Below are 19344 nucleotides of genomic sequence, written 5' to 3'. Positions count from 1 at the left end.
ACTATTCCTTTCTTTGTCTATATTCAATTTGTATTCCAGTTCCTTTGAAATCAAAACTATCTCTTAATTGATTTTCCAAATACCTTTCATATGAGAAGTGTCTTGCACTTTCATCATTTATAAAGAATACAAATTTAGGCGGTTTAGTTGCAACTTGAGTTGCATAGTAGATTTTCATTCTCTTAATTCCAACGATAGGTGGTTCCTTCATTAGTACAGCTTTACTTATGACATCATTTAATATACCTGTTGAAATTCTCTTATTGTAATTATCATAGCAATATCTTGCTAACTTAAGCACTTTATTAGTTCTTTGTCCTGTTAGTGCAGAGATGAATAAGTATTCAGCATAACTTAAGAACTTTAAATTTGATTGAAGATCCTTTTTAAATTTATCTAAAGTTTTATCATCTTTTTCAACCAAATCCCACTTATTAACAATAACCATAATAGCCTTTCTCAATTCATGAGCATAACCTATTATTTTTTCATCTTGTTCTGTAATTCCTTCTGTTGCATCAATCATAAGTATACACACGTCCGCTCTTTCTATTGCAGCGTAAGTTCTTATAACACTATATCTCTCAATTTCTTCTTTTACCTTGCTCTTTCTTCTAAGACCAGCCGTATCAACTAAAATAAATTTACCTTCTTCTGTTTCTAAATGACTATCTATTGAATCTCTTGTAGTTCCTGGAATATCAGAAACTATTACTCTTTCTTCTCCAAGCAATTTATTAATTAAAGAAGACTTACCTACATTAGGCTTACCAATCATTGCTATTCTAATATATTCATCATCTTCTTCATCATAAATAGATTTATCAAAATGCTTAACTACTTCATCAAGCATATCACCAAGCCCTAATCCTTGCCCTGCTGATATTGCCATAGGATCGCCTATTCCTAAATTATAAAATTCATAAGCATTATTTTCATCTTTTAAATTGTCGACTTTATTAACAACTAAAACTACTGGTTTTTTGCTCTTTCTAAGCATAGTAGCCACTTCATTATCTGCAGCAGTTAATCCTTCTTTACCATCAACTATAAATATTATTACGTCAGCTGTCTCAATTGCAATATTTGCTTGTCTTCTCATTTGTTTTATAATAATATCATTATTCTCTGGTTCAATACCACCTGTATCTATCATAGTAAAATTATATCTCAGCCATTCAGCCTCTGCATACACCCTATCCCTTGTAACCCCTGGTGTATCTTGAACTATTGAAATTCTTTTCCCTGCTAATTTATTAAATAACGTTGATTTTCCAACATTCGGTCTTCCAACTATAGCAACTATCGGTTTACCCATTAAAATTCCTCCTCTTTATATTTAGACATATTCAAAAATAACAAGCCAGCATGCTAGTCTATTTTTCTTCATATGCCTCATTAAGTTTTTCTATTAAATCTTCACCTGTGTAGTCAACTACTATTACCTTGACATCTAAAGCTGATTCAATATCTTTAATTTTAATATCATCCAGCATTATCTGCTCATTAGAATCAGATAATTCGTAGCCTTTTCTAAACATGTTATTAGACATTATTAAATACTTACTATTTATTATTCCCTTCATCTGATTTATTATATCAGTTCCAGTTAAAAGTCCTGCTATAGTAATAGTTTCTCCAAAATAATGATTCACTATTTTGTAGACATCAAGCTGTATCTTAGGATTTTTACATTTAATTTTATTGCTGGCTTCAAGCAATTCATTATACGCCAGCTCTCCTGTAACTATAGAAAAGCTTCCCTTCATATTTAAATCCAAGTCATCTAAAGTGCTATCTATGGCATCTCTAAAACACCTAACCATTCCTATACCATCTTCTATTTGATGATAATCATCATAAAATTCCTGATTTGGAATTTCTTTATCTGCGACTAAATAAAATTCATCAGATAATCTCACAAATGGCTTACCAGTTTCTTTAATATATGTATCTTGCAATTCTTTAATATTATTGATTTCCTCAATAGATTGTTCCTTTGTATACGTATTAACATGTTTAAGTCCTTGCCTAAACTTAGTAATACCTATTGGAACTACTGCTACATCTGAGACTTCTGGATAAAGTTTATACAAATCTTCAATTGTTCTTTTAAGTTCATTTCCATTATTTATCCCTGGAACACAAACTATTTGTGCATTCATTGTAATTCCTGCATCAGCTAGTCTTTGCATTCTTTCAAGAACATTACCTGCAAATCTGTTATTTAGCATCTGAACTCTTAATTCTGGATTTGTTGTATGTACAGAAATATTGATTGGACTTATATGATATTTTATTATCCTATCAATGTCCTCATCTTTCATATTTGTTAATGTCACGAAATTTCCTTGTAAAAATGATAATCTAGAATCATCATCTTTAAAATATAATGTTTCTCTCATTCCTTTAGGCAGCTGATCAATGAAACAAAATATACATTTGTTACTGCATGATTTTGCTTTATCCATAATTCCCCCGCCAAATTCTATCCCTATATCCTCACCATATTCTTTTTCAATTTCAATTTCCCATATTTCACCACTAGGTTTTTCTATCTCTAAAACAATCTCTTCATCTGCAGATAAAAATTTATAATCTATGATATCATTTATTTCCTTATTGTTTATAGATACTAAGATATCATTTTCTTCTATCCCGACTTCCTCTGCAATTCCATTAGAGGTTACTTTTGTTATAATATTTTTCATTTTTTCACCCCTTATTATAACATTCTTATCTTTGTTATATTACATTAAACCCTTAGTTAAGTCAACAATTCATATTGTTAAAACATGTTTAACCTCATTATAATTTCATAAAATAATAATGTTTTTTATTCATACCTTTTAAAAAAATAGCTTCAAAAGATTTCATTTCTCGTATAAATGATTTAACAAAACAAAAAATGTTCTTAATAGCAAAGAACATTTTCCTACATTATATAGTCCTATTCATTCAAATCAACATAAGCTCCTGTTTTTGAAAAGACAGTCCATTCACATATATTAGTCACATGATCCCCTATTCTTTCCAAATATTTTATTACAAACAACAATTGAGTTCCTTCTTGAAGTAAACTTTCATCTTTTTTTATTGCTTTAATAAAAGAAGCAAACAGCGATCTATATATAGTATCTATCTCATCATCCTTTTCGCAAATTCTATATGCCATTTCTTCATCATCATTGACGTGGGAATCTATAGATGCCTTTATCATATACCTTGCTTTTCTTTCCATATCCCATAGATCCTCTGAAACCTTTTTAAGAGAATTCACATTTTTGCCGATTCTTTTTGTTATTTTACAAATATCTACTGCATAATCTGCTATTCTTTCTAAATCTGTCACTATTTTCGAAACAGTGAACACTCTTCTCAAATCTGTTGCCAGAGGCTGCTCTGCTGCAATAAACTTAATACACTGTTCTTCAATTATTTTTTGTAATTCATCAACTTTATCATCAGCTTTAATAATTTCATCTGCTGCTTCTATATCACAATTCTTTAAACACAGCATACTTTCATATATCTGCTTTTCTACTAAGTCTGCCATAATCACTAATTGCCTATTTATATTCTTTACTTTAGTATCTTGTGATCCTCTTGTCATTCTTCCATTGCCCCTTTATACTTAAATTTATCGTTTACACCTAATTACACCTTAGTTACATAAATAAAATCCACATCGCATACTACATGTTTCTGCTACTTTTAAAAATCACCACAGATTTGCCTTGATTATAATTTTCTAAATAATAAAAAATAATTATTAACTAGATTCTTATTAAATTTCCGATTAACTACTATGAATCATTTCATTATATGATATATTTCATTTATGCTTTCAATTTATTTTTTTCATATTACATTAATATAATACCTAAGTCAAGAAATTCATAGCCAAATGATAAAAATGTCCTCAATAAATTAAGGACACTTTATAATACTTATACCTTATTCATTTAAATCAACATAGGAACCTGTTTTTGAAAAAATAGTCCATTCACATATATTAGTTACATGATCTCCTATTCTCTCTAGATATTTTATTGCAAATAGTAATTGAGTTCCTTCTTGAAGCAGCTTTTCATCTACTTTTATTGAGTTAATCAAAGTGGAAAATAAAGATTTATAGAATGCATCTATTTCATCATCCTTTTCGCAAACCTTATATGCCATTTCCTCATCTTCGTTAATATATGAATCTACAGACGCTCTTATCATAGCTCTAACTTTATCGTCCATCTCCCATAATTCTTCTGAGCCTTTTTCAAATGAGCTTATCTTTTTACCAATCCTCTTTGTTATCTTACATATATCTACTGCATAGTCTGCCATTCTCTCTAAATCCGTCACTATTTTAGATGCTGTAAATACTCTCCTTAAATCTGTTGCAAGCGGCTGTTCAGTTGCTATAAATTTGATACATTCCTCTTCTATCATTTTTTGCATATCATCAACAATATCATCATTCTTAATAACTTGCTCAGCCTTTTCTAGATCATATTTTTTTAAACTTAGCAAACTCTCATATATTTGCTTTTCAACTAGACTAGACATTTTTAGCAGCTCTCTATTTATATTTTTTACTCTTGTATCCTGCGATCCCCTTGTCATAATTATCATTGCCCCCTTTTAGCCAAATCTACCTGTAATATAATCTTCTGTTCTCTTATCTCTTGGATTATAAAATATGTCTTCCGTTTTTCCGAACTCTATAACTTCTCCATTTAAAAAGAATGCAGTTTTATCAGCTATTCTTCCTGCTTGCTGCATATTATGAGTTACAATGATAACTGTATATTTCTTCTTTAATTCATCCATAAGTTCTTCCATTTTTCCAGTTGATATTGGATCTAATGCAGATGTTGGTTCATCCATTAAAATTACTTCTGGAGAAACCGCCAATGTTCTAGCAATACATAATCTTTGTTGCTGCCCACCTGACATTCCAAGCGCACTTGATTTTAACCTATCTTTAGTCTCGTCCCAAAGCGCTGCTCCTCTTAAGCTTTTTTCTACTATTTCATCTAAGATCTTCTTATTTTTTGTGCCGTGTATTCTAGGTCCATATGCAATGTTATCATAAATCGACATTGGAAATGGATTTGGTCTTTGGAATACCATTCCGATTCTTTCTCTTAAATATATATCATCATAGTCCTTATATATATCCTTACCTTCAAAAAACACTTCCCCAGTTATTTTTACGATCTCAATCAAATCATTCATTCTATTTAAAGTTCTTAGGAAAGTTGATTTTCCGCAGCCTGAAGGTCCAATGAGTGCTGTAACTTCATTTTTATTTATGGACATATTTATATCTTTAAGAGCCTGATTATCACCATAATATAAGCATAAATCTTTTGTTTCTATAATATTCATAACTATCTCCTACTTCCCACTATAAGCTTTCATCAATCTATTTCCAATTAACCTTGCACAAACATTGAATAAGAGAACTGCTATTATAAGCACAGCTGCCGTTCCGTTAGCTATTTGAGCAGCATCAACCACTGCACCTTCTGAATTTAGCTTCCATATATGGACAGCTAAAGTTTCTGCTGGTCTAAAAAGTGAAAATGCTGAGCTGTTCCCAGCCATACTTATGGCATTGAAATTTAAATTTTTAGAACTTAATCCCGCAGTATATAAAAATGCTGCCGCCTCACCAAAAATTCTTCCTGCTGCTAGTATTATACCCGTTAATATCTCTCCCATAGCTGTCGGAACTGTAAGCTTCGCTAATGTTTGCCATCTAGTTGCTCCAAGCCCCAAAGATGCTTCCTTAACCCTTTTACTTGCTGTATTTATTGCATTTTCTGAAATTCTAGTCATTGAAGGTATATTTAATATACTTACAGATAAAGCACCCGCAAGTATTGAATATCCCCATCCTGCCATATTAACAAAAACCAATAATCCAAACATACCAATAACAATAGATGGAAGTGAAGACATTGTTTCAAGAGACATTCTTATAAATTTAAGAATAGGTCCCTCTTTAGCATACTCTGCCAAATAAATTCCCGCTCCAACACCAATAGGAATTGTTATAACCAAAGAAATAACAAGCATATAAAATGAATTAAATAATTGCGGTGCTATTCCTCCTCCTGCTCCTGTAAGCTTTGGATTACCAAAAAGGAATGACGGTTTTAACATACTTCCACCTTTATATAAAATATATAAAATAAATGCACCAAGTAAAACCACTATGAACATACTTATTATATAAAATATAACTGTCGCAATTTTATCTACTTTTTTTGCATTCATTATACCGCACTCCTTTTCTCAATTACTCTTACTATAACTATAAATATAAAAGAAATCACAAGTAAAATTAATGCTAATGTCCATAATGCATCATTCCATGGCGTTCCGCCGACAGTATTAGCCATATCCATTGTTATTATACTTGTTAATGTTGCCATTGAGGAAGTGATACTATCAGGTATCTTTACAGTGTTACCAATTACCATTTGAACTGCTAACGCTTCTCCAAAAGCCCTTGCAATACCAAGTACTACACCTGTTAATATCCCTGATTTGGCGCCTGGAACTATTATTCTATAAATCGTCTGCCACCTTGTAGCTCCAAGGCCATATGATGCCTCAATATGATCTTGAGGTATTGTTTTTATAGCATCTATAGATAACGTTGCTATAGTTGGTAAAATCATTAATGATAAAACTAAAATCCCTGCGATTAAAGAAAATCCCATTCCTCCAAAACTTCCTTTTATAAATGGTACTAACACAGAAATACCGACCCAACCATAAACAACAGAAGGTATTCCAACTAATACTTCTAATGAAGGTTTAATTATCTTTTTCCCAAATTTGCTTGATATGACATTCACAAATATCGCCAAAGCAATAGCAATAGGTGCACTTATAACTACTGCACCTATTGATACTAAGGTTGACCCTAAGATGAAAGCGAGAGCTCCAAAGGAAGGCTCTCCACCTTTGTTTGGCTTCCAATTATTTGTGAATAAAAATTCTGTGACACTATATCCATCTTTTGTGAATATTCTTATCCCTTTTGAAGCTATAAATACTATGATTGATATTGTTATCACTATTATTAATATTGCACATAGCCCTGCAAAGCCTTGGCCCAAATACTCATTTTTAAGCCTTTCTTTAAAACTTCTTTTTTCCATCTTTACTCATCCCTTAATTGAAATTATTTTACTTTCATTTCACTTCCTGAAACAAATCCTAAATTATCTAAAACTGATTTATCAACTTTATTTGTAACATAATCTATAAAACTCTTAGCTACTCCTGTTGCTTCGCCTTTAGTATACATATGTCCCCATGACCAGAACTTATATGATCCATCAGATATATTTGCTTTTTCAGCTGCAACTCCGTCAAGTTTTACTATTTTTATAGCATCCTTAGCTTCTTGTGTGTTCATATATGCAAGACCTAAATAACTAATTGCACCATCATTTTGTTTCATTGCACTTAAAACTGCTCCATTTGAATCTTGAGTTACTCCTAATGATTCGTTTTCTGCTGATTTATCTCCACCAAGAATTACCTTTTCGAATGTTGCTCTTGTTCCAGAACCTGCTGTTCTATGAACTAATAATATTGGCTTATCAGGTCCTCCAACTTCTTTCCAGTTAGTTATCTTGCCAGAGAATATATCTTTAATTTGAGCTGATGTTAAATTATCTATTCCAAGTGATTTGCTTACCGCAACACCAAAACCTTCTGCTACAACTTTATGATCAACTAACTGACTTGCTTTATCTTTATCTAATTTTTCTTCTGCAAAAATATCTGAATTTCCTATATCTACTGATCCATCTAGTACTTGAGTAAGACCTGTACCTGATCCACCTGCTTGAGCACTAATTTGCGCATCCGGATTTTCCTTATTATATGTTTCAATTGCTTGTTCCATTAATGGAAGCAATGCAGATGAACCACTCATTGTTATTGATCCACTTACTTTATCACTTGATTCAGTCTTTGTACCTGTTTCTGATTTATTTGATGAGCTTCCACACCCAACCATTGCACTTCCTATAACTGTCACTAACAAAGCCCCTACGATTAGCTTTAATGTTCTTTTTTTCATTATAAATTCCCTCCATCAATAAATTCGACATAAATTATGTTGGTTAAATTGTTTCTTATTACATATCTAATAATATACCCATTTAGTTAATCTATTATTAGAGAATTGTTAAGTTATATTAGAGTGGTGTTAAGAAAATTTAACATACCTTTGATAATAATTAAAAAATGCGCAAAGTTTCTACCACTTTGCGCATTATCTGTTATAAATATGGAATTTTTACTTCAAAACAAGTTCCTACTCCAAGCTCACTTTTAACATAAATCTCTCCGTTAAAAATTTTAACAATATGTTTTACAATTGCTAAACCAAGACCTGTTCCACCTTTCTTTCTTGATTTATCAACTCTATAAAATCTTTCGAAGATTCTTGATATATCTTCCTTAGGTATTCCTATTCCATTATCCTTTACTCTTAAACAATAATATCTATCTTCATCATAACTTAACACTTCGACTTTTCCAGAAGCATCCTTAGAGTATTTTATTGCATTTTCTATTAAATTCAAAGCTAGCTGATGGAATTTATCTCTATCTCCAAAGATCTTCTCACTACTATTATCTTTAAATTCTAATTTAATATTTTTATTAATAGCAGTTTTTCTCATTATATTAATTACTTCTTCAATTACTGACCCTGGCACAAATTCATGCATATCAACCGCTAAGTTACTTTCAATATTAGATAACACTAATATATCATTTATAAGTCTTGATAATCTTTCAGCTTCTTTATCTATAATATCTAAAAATTTCTCTCTTGTTTCGTCATCCTTAACAAATTTTAAAGTTTCAGCAAATCCCTTTATAGATGTTAACGGCGTCTTCAATTCATGAGATACATTGGCAACAAACTGGCTTCTCATAAGTTCTACTCTATTTATATCGGTTATGTCTTGAAAAGTTATAACCTTTCCTACGCCTTCCATTCCATCTACCATAGCTGATTTCTTAATTTTGAAATCCCTTTCTATTGGATGACGTATTTTTATTTCTTTATCATTTACATCATCTTGTTCTAAGAATCTGATTATATCATAGTCCTTTATATGGTCTAATAAACATTCGCCTACAATATTTTTTTTAATGCCAAGTAACGATTCTGCACACGGATTAATTGAAATTACCATATTGCAATTATCAACAGCTATAACTCCGCTTTCCATACTTTTTAATATTGATTCTATTTTATTTTGATTATCTATAACTTCACGAATCTTTATTTGTAACTGTTCCGCCATATTATTGAAGCTATTTCCCAAAGTCCCAAGTTCATCATTTGTATTGATATTGGCTCTTATTTTATAGTCCCCATGAGTCATTTTCAAAGTTACACTTTCTAACTCTTTAACTGGATCAACAATTTTTTTAACTAGTCTTAATGATAGAAATAAAGAAAATGGCATAACCACAAGTAATATTCCGAAACAATATTTAATATTTTCTTTAAGTATTATAGTAACAGAATTTATGCTTACAGAACTTCTAATTACAAAGTTATTGTTAAGCCTAGTAGCATAATATATTAAGTCTGACTTAATTGTCTCACTGTACCTCTTTGAATACCCTTCACCAGTTTCCATTGCTTTTTTAACTTCTTCTCTATCCCTATGATTTTCACTACTCTTTTGTTCATTATCGTATAAAACAACTCCACTATCATCTATAAGAGTAAATCGTACGTCTATACCATTTATTTTCGTATTATTTAATGCTTTTAACTCTTCATAATCATTTCTACTAATATCAGTAACATCATTAAGTTCAGACACTAGCAAATTTATGTTTCTAAGCTGTTCTTTTGTATTTTTAATTTGTTCTAAATTTATTATTGTGATAAAAGAAGATGCTACAATTAATAGTGCAAATAGCACAGTTATAATAACTGAAGTTAATATTTTGTTTTTCATTTTTACTCAGCTGGGTTAAATCTATAACCTACTCCTCTTATAGTTTCAATAAATCTCGGATTTTTATCATCTTCCTCTATCTTCTTTCTAAGATATCTTATATGAACATCTACAGTTCTTGTTTCTCCTATATACTCATAACCCCAAATCTTATCTAATAGGGTTTCCCTTTTTAGTATTCTACCTTTATTTTTTATTAGTATTTGTAAAAGTTCAAATTCTTTTAAAGTTAGATCAACCTTTCTGTCATTAACATATACTTCATGACGTTCAAAGTCCACTTTAAGGTTTTCTGAATTATATACATCATCTTCTGCCTCATTAAACGAGCTTGTTCTTCTTAAAACTGCCTTTACTCTGGCAAGTAATTCTCTAACCGAAAATGGTTTTGTTATATAATCGTCAGCTCCAAGTTCTAATCCAAGTATCTTATCCAGTTCTTCACCTTTAGCTGTTAACATTATTATTGATGTTTTTTTCATTTCAGAATCTCTCTTTATTTCTTTACAAACATCAAATCCATCCATACCTGGCAGCATTAAATCAAGCAATAACAAGCTCGGCTTCTCAGCCTTAGCTATTTTCACTGCATCAATACCATTATTAGCACTTAAAACCTCATATCCAGCATTAACTAAATTAAAATGTAATAATTCAACTATATGTTCTTCATCATCTACAATCAAAATTTTTTCATTAGCCATATTTCATCTTCCCCCTTAACGTGAAATAATAAAAGAAAACATTCTACCATAGGAACCCTGAGATTTTCTGTATGAATGCAATTTAATATCACTACTACAATAAGTACACAAATCTAAGCTATTTATATTGCACTCATTTATTCCAGATTTCCTTAGATCGTCTATTATGCACGCTTCAAGATTAAGATTATTTCCATTAAATAGCTCTTTTTCATTTATTGTATCTTTCTTTTCAATAAACTTCTGCTTTAAATCTTCTGAAACTTCATAACAACATTTTCTAATATGTGGTCCTATATAAGCCTTAATATTTCTTACATCAGATCCAAATTCATTTTTCATTTTATCTATTGTCTTCAATGTAATAGACTCGAAGGTACCTCTCCATCCACTGTGTATCGCAGCTGTAACCTCTTTTTCCTCATCTACCAATATAACCGGTACACAATCAGCAGTAAAAACCCCAATAATAACATTTTTTTCATTTGTTATTATTGCATCTCCCTCTTCATCTATAATATCTTTCCCATTACCTTCATATTTTAATATTCTATCACTATGAATTTGCTTTATATATATTATATTATCTGCATTAAATTCTTTTTTTAATGAATTTAATTCTCTAACTCCCTCTTCTGTATTTCTATTAAAACTTCTTCCTTTTTCTGCATTTGTGAATATAATTTCAAATTTTTTACCATTTATTATTGTAAAATCATCTTTAATTTCTAAGTCTTTCAACTCTAACGTATTCACTCTAATCCTCCAATAAATTAATACTTTTTTAATAATGTATATGAAAATAAAAGTCACAAAGCCACCATGAAATCTTCTTATATACAGCTAGATACTTTTTATAAGAATAAAATGCTTGTTCCATTTAATTCATTTTAATTCTTTACTTAATATTAACATTTTATTAGCTGCTTGGCATCTTTATTAACTGAAGTTTAACTTATATATAACATTTTTCATTATAAAAAGGACATTGAAAACTTTTCAACATCCTTAATTATGTGATTATGTTCTAAGATTTTTTATTTCTTCTAGGAAAGTATCTATATCCTTAAATTGTCTATAAACTGACGCGAATCTTACATATGATATTTCATCTAACTCTTTCAATCTAGCCATAACCATTTCCCCTATTTCATTTGATGGGATTTCAGTGAGCATACTATTAGATATTGTTTTTTCTATATCATATGCTATTTCTTCGATTTGCTTTCTAGATATGGGTCTTTTTTGACATGCAATAATTAATCCGTTAATTATTTTTTCTTTGTTGAAATTTTCTCTAGTTAAATCTTTTTTAATTACTAGGATTGGAAAATCCTCTATTTTTTCATATGTAGTATAACGCTTATTACATTTTAAACATTCTCGTCTTCTTCTAATTGTTGTATTGTCATCTGTTGACCTTGAATCAACAACCTTACTTTCTTCAAATCCGCAAAATGGACATTTCATACTTTCATTCACCTCTTTGCTTTCGTATATCAAAACCTATACTTATTATAACTATATTTTTGAAATATGGCTATACATTGTTTGCATTTACTTTTTCTTTATCTTTTGCCTTCACCAATATAACATCTGTTCCTATTTTTACTATATCGCTCCACAAAATCTCTTTTTCATCTTCTTTTGCAAACCATGATTTTATTTCTCCTGGTAATATTAACGCAACTATTTTATTTTCATCGCAGTCTATCTTAAAATCTTTTATAAACCCGATTTTAGTTCCTGTTAATATATCTATAACTTCCATACTTCTCATAGCATTGAGTGAATGTAATTCAAGTTCCATAATTATCCCCCACCATTATAATATTATTAAACTCTCATTCTTATACGTGTTTTCTCATATGCTTTAGTGCTGTTTTTTCTAATCTTGAAACTTGTGCTTGTGAAATTCCAATTTCATCTGCTACTTCCATTTGAGTTCTTCCATTGAAAAATCTTAAATTCAATATAAGCTTCTCTCTATCAGTAAGTTTTTTCATTGCTTCTTTTATTGAAATATTTTCAAGCCAATGTTCATCTGTATTTTTTGCATCACTTATTTGATCCATTACATAAATGGCATCTCCTCCATCATGATAAATCGGTTCAAATAGCGATACGGGATCTTGTATTGCATCTAACGCAAATACAACTTCTTCTCTTGGCAATTCAAGTTCTTTTGCAATTTGCGATATAGTAGGCTCTTTATTATTGTCTTTTATAAATTTTTCTCTCATAATAAGAGCTTTATAAGCTATATCCCTTAAAGATCTACTTACCCTAATAGAATTATTATCTCTTAGGTATCTTCTAATTTCCCCAATTATCATAGGAACTGCATAAGTTGAAAATTTAACATTTTGAGACAAATCAAAATTATCTATTGATTTCATTAAGCCTATGCAGCCCACTTGGAATAAGTCATCGATATTTTCTCCTCTATTATTAAACCGTTGAATAACACTAAGTACTAATCTCAAATTTCCCTTTATAAAAGTTTCTCTTGCGTTCTTATCTCCAGCTTGCATTTGTAAAAAAAGCTGCTTCTTTTCTTTTTCTTTAAGTATAGGGAGTTTTGAAGTATTAACGCCACATATTTCTACTTTGTTAATTATCACAAGTATTCACCCCTTCGAAAGTAATAATCCATTGCATTAAACATTATCTCCGATAGGCAATACTTTTATACTTGAAGACAAGCTAAATCATTCTACTTATTTCTTTTTTCAATCTTTTAATTATTTTTTTCTCCAATCTAGAAATGTAAGATTGTGAGATTCCAAGCATATCCGCGACCTCTTTTTGCGTTTTTTCTCTTGTTCCATTTAAACCAAATCTAAGTCTTACTATTTCTTTTTCTCTATCATTTAAGCTCTTTAATGCCATAACTAATAACTGCTTATCTACTTCATCTTCTATCAAATTATAAACAGTATCGTTTTCAGTTCCTAATATATCTGATAACAGAAGCTCATTTCCATCCCAGTCAATATTAAGAGGCTCATAAAATGATATTTCAGCTTTTATCTTGCTATTTCTCCTTAAATACATAAGTATTTCATTTTCTATACATCTAGACGCATAAGTTGCAAGCTTTATCTTTTTCTCTGGATTAAAAGTATTTACTGCTTTTATTAATCCAATGGTACCAACTGATATTAAATCTTCTACATATACACCTGTGTTTTCAAATTTTCTTGCTATATAAACAACCAATCTTAAATTTCTTTCAATTAAAGTACTTCTTATATTTTCATCTCCACCATTTAATTTATTTACCAAATCTTCTTCTTCATCTTTTGATAATGGTGGTGGTAGAGCATCATTTCCTCCTACATAATATAATTTTTTTCTAAACAACTTGAACTTACATAATAATTTATTAAAAAACAGAACTAACTTTTCCATAAATATCCCCCTTATAAACTATTCCCCTTGATAATAAGGCATTAAATTCGCATTCTTTACTTAATTTTTCTTTACATGGACATATTATTGCATCGACTTCTTCATATAGATGATAATTATTGCTTATTTTTATGTTGTTAACTTTTATACCTTTAAGACTTCCTCCATATCCTATTGAACTGTAAAGCACATGATATGTATTGATACTATTAAAATCCACATCACTTATTAGGTTTTCTTCAATCAAAATACATGGAAGATTTGTAATTGGCTCTCTAAGCTCATTTCCAGTATCCAAAAAGCTTTTAATACTATATTGCTTACCTTCTATATTGAATTCAATCTCAAAAACAAAATTTCTTACAAACAGCTTGTCTCTAATGTATTCCACAAGTCTGCTAAAAATTATATACATAATCATTACTCCTAGCATAATATACTTAATTGAATACTTCTCTATTTTGAATGTAGTTCCTAATAAATATAAATTTTGCTTTAGTGAAAATAGAAAACATACTCCACTTAAAGTAAATGTCATCATTAGAAATATAATAAGAATCTTGATCATATTAAGAATGTTTGTTTTTCCATACACTATTCTAAGCATTATGAAAGCAACAATTAATTCAATAGGTAAACAAGAGAATATGTTTAACTGTGGAATAACTAAAACCAATGTATAAATTCCACCCAATAAACTGGAGCTTAAGAGCGCAATCACCTTACATTTATGCTTTATGCATTTCATAGTTACTGTTAACAAAAAGAAATTTACTATGCAATTTTCCAAAACCAAGGTATCAACATAAATTTCCATCTCAACGCCTCCAGTCTGTCTGGATTTTATTATATACTTCTTTCTCATAAAAATTTGTCACAATCACATTAAATCTTTTTGTTTTTTTAATTGAACTTTTTACATTTATTTACACTATATTTTTTTGTACTCTTTTTTATATTTAAAACTAACTTAATATGTAAAAATAAATTCTTTTATCTTATATAAATTTGCTAAAAATAAGTGGAATAAATTTTAAGTCATTCTATTCTAAATTTAATTATGTAATTTAAATTTATAGATAAACAATATATAACGTAGACTTATGCACTAATCCACCGAAAGTAGAAACATTGTTATTTCACAGGACTATGAAAATTTCACTGAAAGTGCTAAATTGCAGGTTGCACCACTAATGCTTGCTCCCAATTTCATTGTGACAAGCATTAGTTGAACAACCCACAATTAAGAGCTTTTAACAGCTCATTTTCAATGCCTGCTGCATAAAAATGTTTCTACTTTCTAGTATGGTATTTATTGAAAAGTGTAAATAAAATTCTTAAGTTGTTTATCCATAGATAAATAAATGAATTACAAATTATGTTAATCATAATTTAAAGATAATATCTTCATTAGTGACAGGTGGCAAGATACAAATGACAAGTTTCTGAGAAAAATACAACATACTAAAAAATAAAAAAATAGAATGAAAACTTGTATATCAAAGGTCAAAAAACTATTTAATAGTTTTTTGATCCCTAAAACAAATTTTCATTCTATTTAACTTTATTTCTTAATATTATAAATTCCGTTATTAATGTCTCTTTTGTCTTCTTAAGAAAACAGGTATATCTAAATCATCTGGCTCATAATTGTTAGAAGTCATTTCTGGTTCTTTTGCATCTACTGCAACTTCTTGCTGTTCTTTTGCGACTTCCTTAACTTGAGGTTGAACTTTTTTAGGTTCTTCTACTATAGAACCTAATGATAATCTGTTATTTTCACTTTCAAATCCAGTTGCTATAACAGTAATTCTAATTTCTTCATTAAGAGTTTCATCTATAACAGCTCCTACGATTATATTAGCATCTGGATCTACAGCCTCACGAACAACATCCGCAGCATCATATACTTCTAATGCTCCAAGGTCTGCTCCTCCAGTGAAGTTTATAATAACATCTGTAGCTCCATCTATTGATGTTTCTAAAAGTGGAGATGAAATTGCTTGTTTAACAGCATCTTGTGTCCTAGTATCACCTTTACCGAAACCAACTCCCATATGAGCTAGTCCTTTATTAAGCATTACTGCTTTTATATCTGCAAAGTCAGCATTAATTACACCTGTTATTGTGATTAAGTCTGAAATAGCTTGAACACCTTGTCTTAAAACTTCATCAGCTAACTTAAATGAATCCAACAACGTTGTTTTCTTATCAGCCATATTAAGTAGTCTTTCATTAGGGATTATAACTAATGTGTCAACTTTTTCTTTTAATGTTGCTATACCCATTTCAGCATGTCTCATTCTTCTTTTACCTTCAAAAGGGAAAGGTTTAGTTACTACTCCTACAGTTAAAATCTCCATAGATTTAGCAATTTCCGCTACTATTGGTGCAGCACCTGTTCCTGTTCCGCCGCCCATACCAGCAGTAATAAACACCATATTTGCTCCCTTTATAGAAGCTGTTATTTCTTCTCTGCTTTCTTCTGCTGCTTTCTTTCCTATTTCCGGATTAGCTCCAGCTCCTAGTCCTTTGGTTAGCTTTTCACCTATTTGAATTTTTTGATCTGCATTAGAAAGCATAAGTGCTTGCTTATCTGTATTTATTGCAATAAATTCAACATTTTTTAGTCCTTCAACTATCATTCTATTTACGGCATTACTTCCGCCGCCGCCGCAACCAATAACTTTTATATTGGTTAACTCTTGCATATCTGTCTCAAAATCTAACAAAACAATTCCTCCCCTTAAAAAATCTTATCAAAAAAAACTTTAACTTTTTTTAGAATATGATTTTCACCTTCATTATTGTGTAAATGTTCTTTTTCATTAATTACTTTATTATCATTATGTTTATTAGTTAGAATTATATTATCATCCTCTAATAAATTTAATCTATCATATACTTCTTTAGCAATAGCCATAGAAGTTATATTTTCTGAATTTTTTATTCCCAGATCATTTTTTCTTATAACTTTAGTTTTTATTTTGAAAATTTTACGAACGATTTCATCTATATCTTCAAAATAATTAACTCCATCTCCATATAGAATTATACTACAAATTCTATCATAATGACCAGTATTTTTTAATTTTATATTGATATGGCTTAATATTTCTTCAATTCTAGCATTTACCACTTCATAGAATAATTTCCTGGAAACTTTGGTAGTTCCCACCTCAATTTCCTCTTCAAGCGAATTATCTAGATATAAAGCTTTATAATTGCTAGAGTAAATCTTTTTCATATTATCTGCTTTTAAAAACGAAAACTTCCCACAAATTGCTAAATCCTTAGTTATATTTCTTCCACCTATTGGAATAGAATTTATACTTTTAGGAATTCCATCCGTAAATAATGCTATATCAGTAGTCCCAGCTCCAATGTCTGCAATCACTATACTTTCCATAGAATTTTTTTCATTCAAGAACACTTGCTTTCCTACTAATATATTCAATTTTATAGACCCAATATTATACCCTGTTTTTCTAAAAAGTTCATAATATTTTTCTATTTCACTTTTAGCTGCTATTACTAATGTAAGATTTATTTCAAGTTTACTTCCTTTCCAATTTAATATATCTTTACGTATTACTTTGTTATCTAATATATAAAAATTGATAAGCACATCTACTATACATTCATCGTCACTTAAAATAAAATCTCTTTGTGCATTTTTCAGCGCTTTTCTTATATCCGCACTTGTAACTTTTTCTTGAATATTAACTACAGTTGATACTTCAGTAATTCTTACTTTATTAGAAGAAATTCCAATGGATATTCTTTCACTTTTTACTGTCGTCTTTTTTTCTAAATCCTTTAATAAGCTTACTGCAACATCCCTGCATTTATCAATATCTAATAACAAACCTTTCTCTATACCTGCTGATTTGCATGATTGAACTCCTAAAATTTTAAGTTCGTCTTTCTCTCTAATCGCTACAGTAGCAGATAATTTTTGAGTACCAAAATCTAAGGACGTAATTATCTCTTGTTGCATGATTAAATCTTTCCCTTCTCTGCAGAAAAAAATCTACTAATTGCAATATATTCAACACATTTACTCAAATTCCTTTTTTTATTTATGCAATTATTATTTTTTATTTATTATTTCGTATCCATTTTTCATATTCTTCCCTCGATATAGTATTATTACTTACTAATCTTTTCAAATCCATCTCAATAGTCTGCATTCCAAATTTAGAGCCCATTTGAATAAAGCTGTTAATCTGCTCAAAATTTCCTTCTCTTATAAGATTTTTTATACTAGAGGTACATACCATAATTTCCATTGCAGCAGTTCTACCCTTTCCTGAAGCATTTGGCAATAATACTTGCGAAACAACTCCCCTAAGCAATGATGATAGTTGAATTTTCACTTCATTTTGATGGCCAGATTCAAAAGAATTTATAATTCTATATATACTATTTGCTGCTCCCATATTATGCAAAGTAGAAAAAACCAAATGTCCTGTTTGCGCAGCTCTTAAAGCTATTTCAATTGTCTCAGGATCTCTCATCTCTCCAAGCAGTATAACATCTGGATCTTGTCTTAATGCTGCTCTAAGTCCCATTGCATAGCTTTTTGTATCTTGTCCAACTTCCCTTTGATTTACCATTGATTTCTTCGTTTCATAGATATATTCTATTGGTTCTTCTAATGTAATTATATGCTTTTCTTTAGTCATATTTATTTCATTTACCATAGCCGCAAGTGTTGTACTTTTTCCTGATCCTGTTGGTCCAGTAACAAGAACCAATCCATCTTGTAATTCAGTGAAATCCTTTAAAACTGGTGCATCTGATATATCCCTAAGCTTTGGTATAGCTTCCTTTATAACTCTCATACATATAGCATAATTACCTTTGCATTTAAATGCATTAACCCTGAAGTTCCCTAAACCAGGCTTATTATATTTAAAATCTATTTCTCCATTTTCTAAAAACTCTTCATATTTACTTGGCATTAGATCTCTAATATATTCTCCAACAACTTCGTGTGGTACTGCATTTTCATCTGCGATAACCAAATCACCGTCTACTCTTACCATTGGTGGCAATTCTGAAGTTAAGTGAATATCTGATGCGCTAGTTAGATCAATTCTATCTAATAAGTTGTCTATTTTAGCCATAAGTTTTCTCCTCTATCCATAATTTTAAAAAGTATATCTTATAAAAAATAAGGTGCTATATTAAAAATAGCACCCTTG

General features: G+C 29.9%; 19 protein-coding genes. All 19 read right to left on the bottom strand.

Annotated features, from left to right (window positions below):
* Position 1 precedes the first annotated feature (1 nt).
* Entirely contained in the window at positions 2-1318 is a 1317-nt protein-coding gene (der, locus tag L1S46_RS02905; RefSeq protein ID WP_011968474.1) for a ribosome biogenesis GTPase Der, read from the bottom strand.
* A 58-nt stretch (positions 1319-1376) separates the two neighbouring features.
* Entirely contained in the window at positions 1377-2711 is a 1335-nt protein-coding gene (locus tag L1S46_RS02900; protein ID WP_011968473.1) for a radical SAM protein, read from the bottom strand.
* A gap of 239 nt (positions 2712-2950) precedes the next feature.
* On the bottom strand, positions 2951-3613 hold the full coding sequence (phoU, locus tag L1S46_RS02895; protein ID WP_238899194.1) for a phosphate signaling complex protein PhoU: 663 nt from the start codon (positions 3611-3613) through the stop codon (positions 2951-2953).
* A gap of 344 nt (positions 3614-3957) precedes the next feature.
* Positions 3958-4620, bottom strand: a complete 663-nt coding sequence (phoU, locus tag L1S46_RS02890) for a phosphate signaling complex protein PhoU (RefSeq protein WP_011968471.1) — start codon at positions 4618-4620, stop codon at positions 3958-3960.
* 18 nt (positions 4621-4638) lie between these two features.
* Entirely contained in the window at positions 4639-5388 is a 750-nt protein-coding gene (gene pstB / locus L1S46_RS02885) for a phosphate ABC transporter ATP-binding protein PstB (protein WP_011968470.1), read from the bottom strand.
* Between the two features lie 9 nt (positions 5389-5397).
* Positions 5398-6282, bottom strand: a complete 885-nt coding sequence (gene pstA, locus L1S46_RS02880) for a phosphate ABC transporter permease PstA (RefSeq protein WP_238858636.1) — start codon at positions 6280-6282, stop codon at positions 5398-5400.
* A complete protein-coding gene (gene pstC, locus L1S46_RS02875) occupies positions 6282-7175 on the bottom strand; it encodes a phosphate ABC transporter permease subunit PstC (RefSeq protein WP_017210780.1) in 894 nt (297 codons plus the stop codon). The genes pstA and pstC overlap by 1 nt, the downstream gene beginning before the upstream one ends.
* A 23-nt stretch (positions 7176-7198) precedes the next feature.
* Positions 7199-8107, bottom strand: coding sequence for a phosphate ABC transporter substrate-binding protein (locus tag L1S46_RS02870; RefSeq protein WP_238899193.1), 909 nt, complete (start codon positions 8105-8107; stop codon positions 7199-7201).
* 202 nt (positions 8108-8309) lie between these two features.
* Positions 8310-10016, bottom strand: coding sequence for an ATP-binding protein (locus L1S46_RS02865; RefSeq protein WP_077831186.1), 1707 nt, complete (start codon positions 10014-10016; stop codon positions 8310-8312).
* A 2-nt stretch (positions 10017-10018) separates the two neighbouring features.
* A complete protein-coding gene (locus L1S46_RS02860) occupies positions 10019-10720 on the bottom strand; it encodes a response regulator transcription factor (protein ID WP_011968465.1) in 702 nt (233 codons plus the stop codon).
* Between the two features lie 15 nt (positions 10721-10735).
* Positions 10736-11476: a peptidoglycan editing factor PgeF gene (gene pgeF / locus L1S46_RS02855; RefSeq protein WP_171780170.1), complete on the bottom strand. Its 741-nt coding sequence runs from the start codon at positions 11474-11476 to the stop codon at positions 10736-10738.
* A gap of 264 nt (positions 11477-11740) precedes the next feature.
* Entirely contained in the window at positions 11741-12190 is a 450-nt protein-coding gene (gene nrdR / locus L1S46_RS02850; RefSeq protein WP_011968463.1) for a transcriptional regulator NrdR, read from the bottom strand.
* 70 nt (positions 12191-12260) lie between these two features.
* Positions 12261-12530 (bottom strand): YlmC/YmxH family sporulation protein, encoded by a 270-nt coding sequence (locus L1S46_RS02845; protein WP_011968462.1) that lies wholly within the window; start codon positions 12528-12530, stop codon positions 12261-12263.
* A gap of 40 nt (positions 12531-12570) precedes the next feature.
* Positions 12571-13344: an RNA polymerase sporulation sigma factor SigG gene (gene sigG, locus L1S46_RS02840; RefSeq protein ID WP_011968461.1), complete on the bottom strand. Its 774-nt coding sequence runs from the start codon at positions 13342-13344 to the stop codon at positions 12571-12573.
* 82 nt (positions 13345-13426) lie between these two features.
* Positions 13427-14134, bottom strand: coding sequence for an RNA polymerase sporulation sigma factor SigE (gene sigE, locus L1S46_RS02835; protein ID WP_011968460.1), 708 nt, complete (start codon positions 14132-14134; stop codon positions 13427-13429).
* Positions 14109-14951 (bottom strand): sigma-E processing peptidase SpoIIGA, encoded by an 843-nt coding sequence (locus L1S46_RS02830; RefSeq protein ID WP_192927357.1) that lies wholly within the window; start codon positions 14949-14951, stop codon positions 14109-14111. Before L1S46_RS02830 ends, sigE begins: the two co-directional genes overlap by 26 nt.
* Before the next feature lie 775 nt (positions 14952-15726).
* On the bottom strand, positions 15727-16866 hold the full coding sequence (ftsZ, locus tag L1S46_RS02825) for a cell division protein FtsZ (RefSeq protein ID WP_077831623.1): 1140 nt from the start codon (positions 16864-16866) through the stop codon (positions 15727-15729).
* A 14-nt stretch (positions 16867-16880) separates the two neighbouring features.
* Positions 16881-18134 (bottom strand): cell division protein FtsA, encoded by a 1254-nt coding sequence (ftsA, locus tag L1S46_RS02820; RefSeq protein ID WP_041894903.1) that lies wholly within the window; start codon positions 18132-18134, stop codon positions 16881-16883.
* Between the two features lie 100 nt (positions 18135-18234).
* Entirely contained in the window at positions 18235-19266 is a 1032-nt protein-coding gene (locus L1S46_RS02815) for a PilT/PilU family type 4a pilus ATPase (RefSeq protein WP_011968456.1), read from the bottom strand.
* Positions 19267-19344: the final 78 nt, after the last annotated feature.

The organism is Clostridium sp. YIM B02500, assembly GCF_022324665.1.
GTDB classification, from domain to species: domain Bacteria; phylum Bacillota; class Clostridia; order Clostridiales; family Clostridiaceae; genus Clostridium; species Clostridium beijerinckii.
This window is presented reverse-complemented; position numbering and strand designations above follow the sequence as displayed.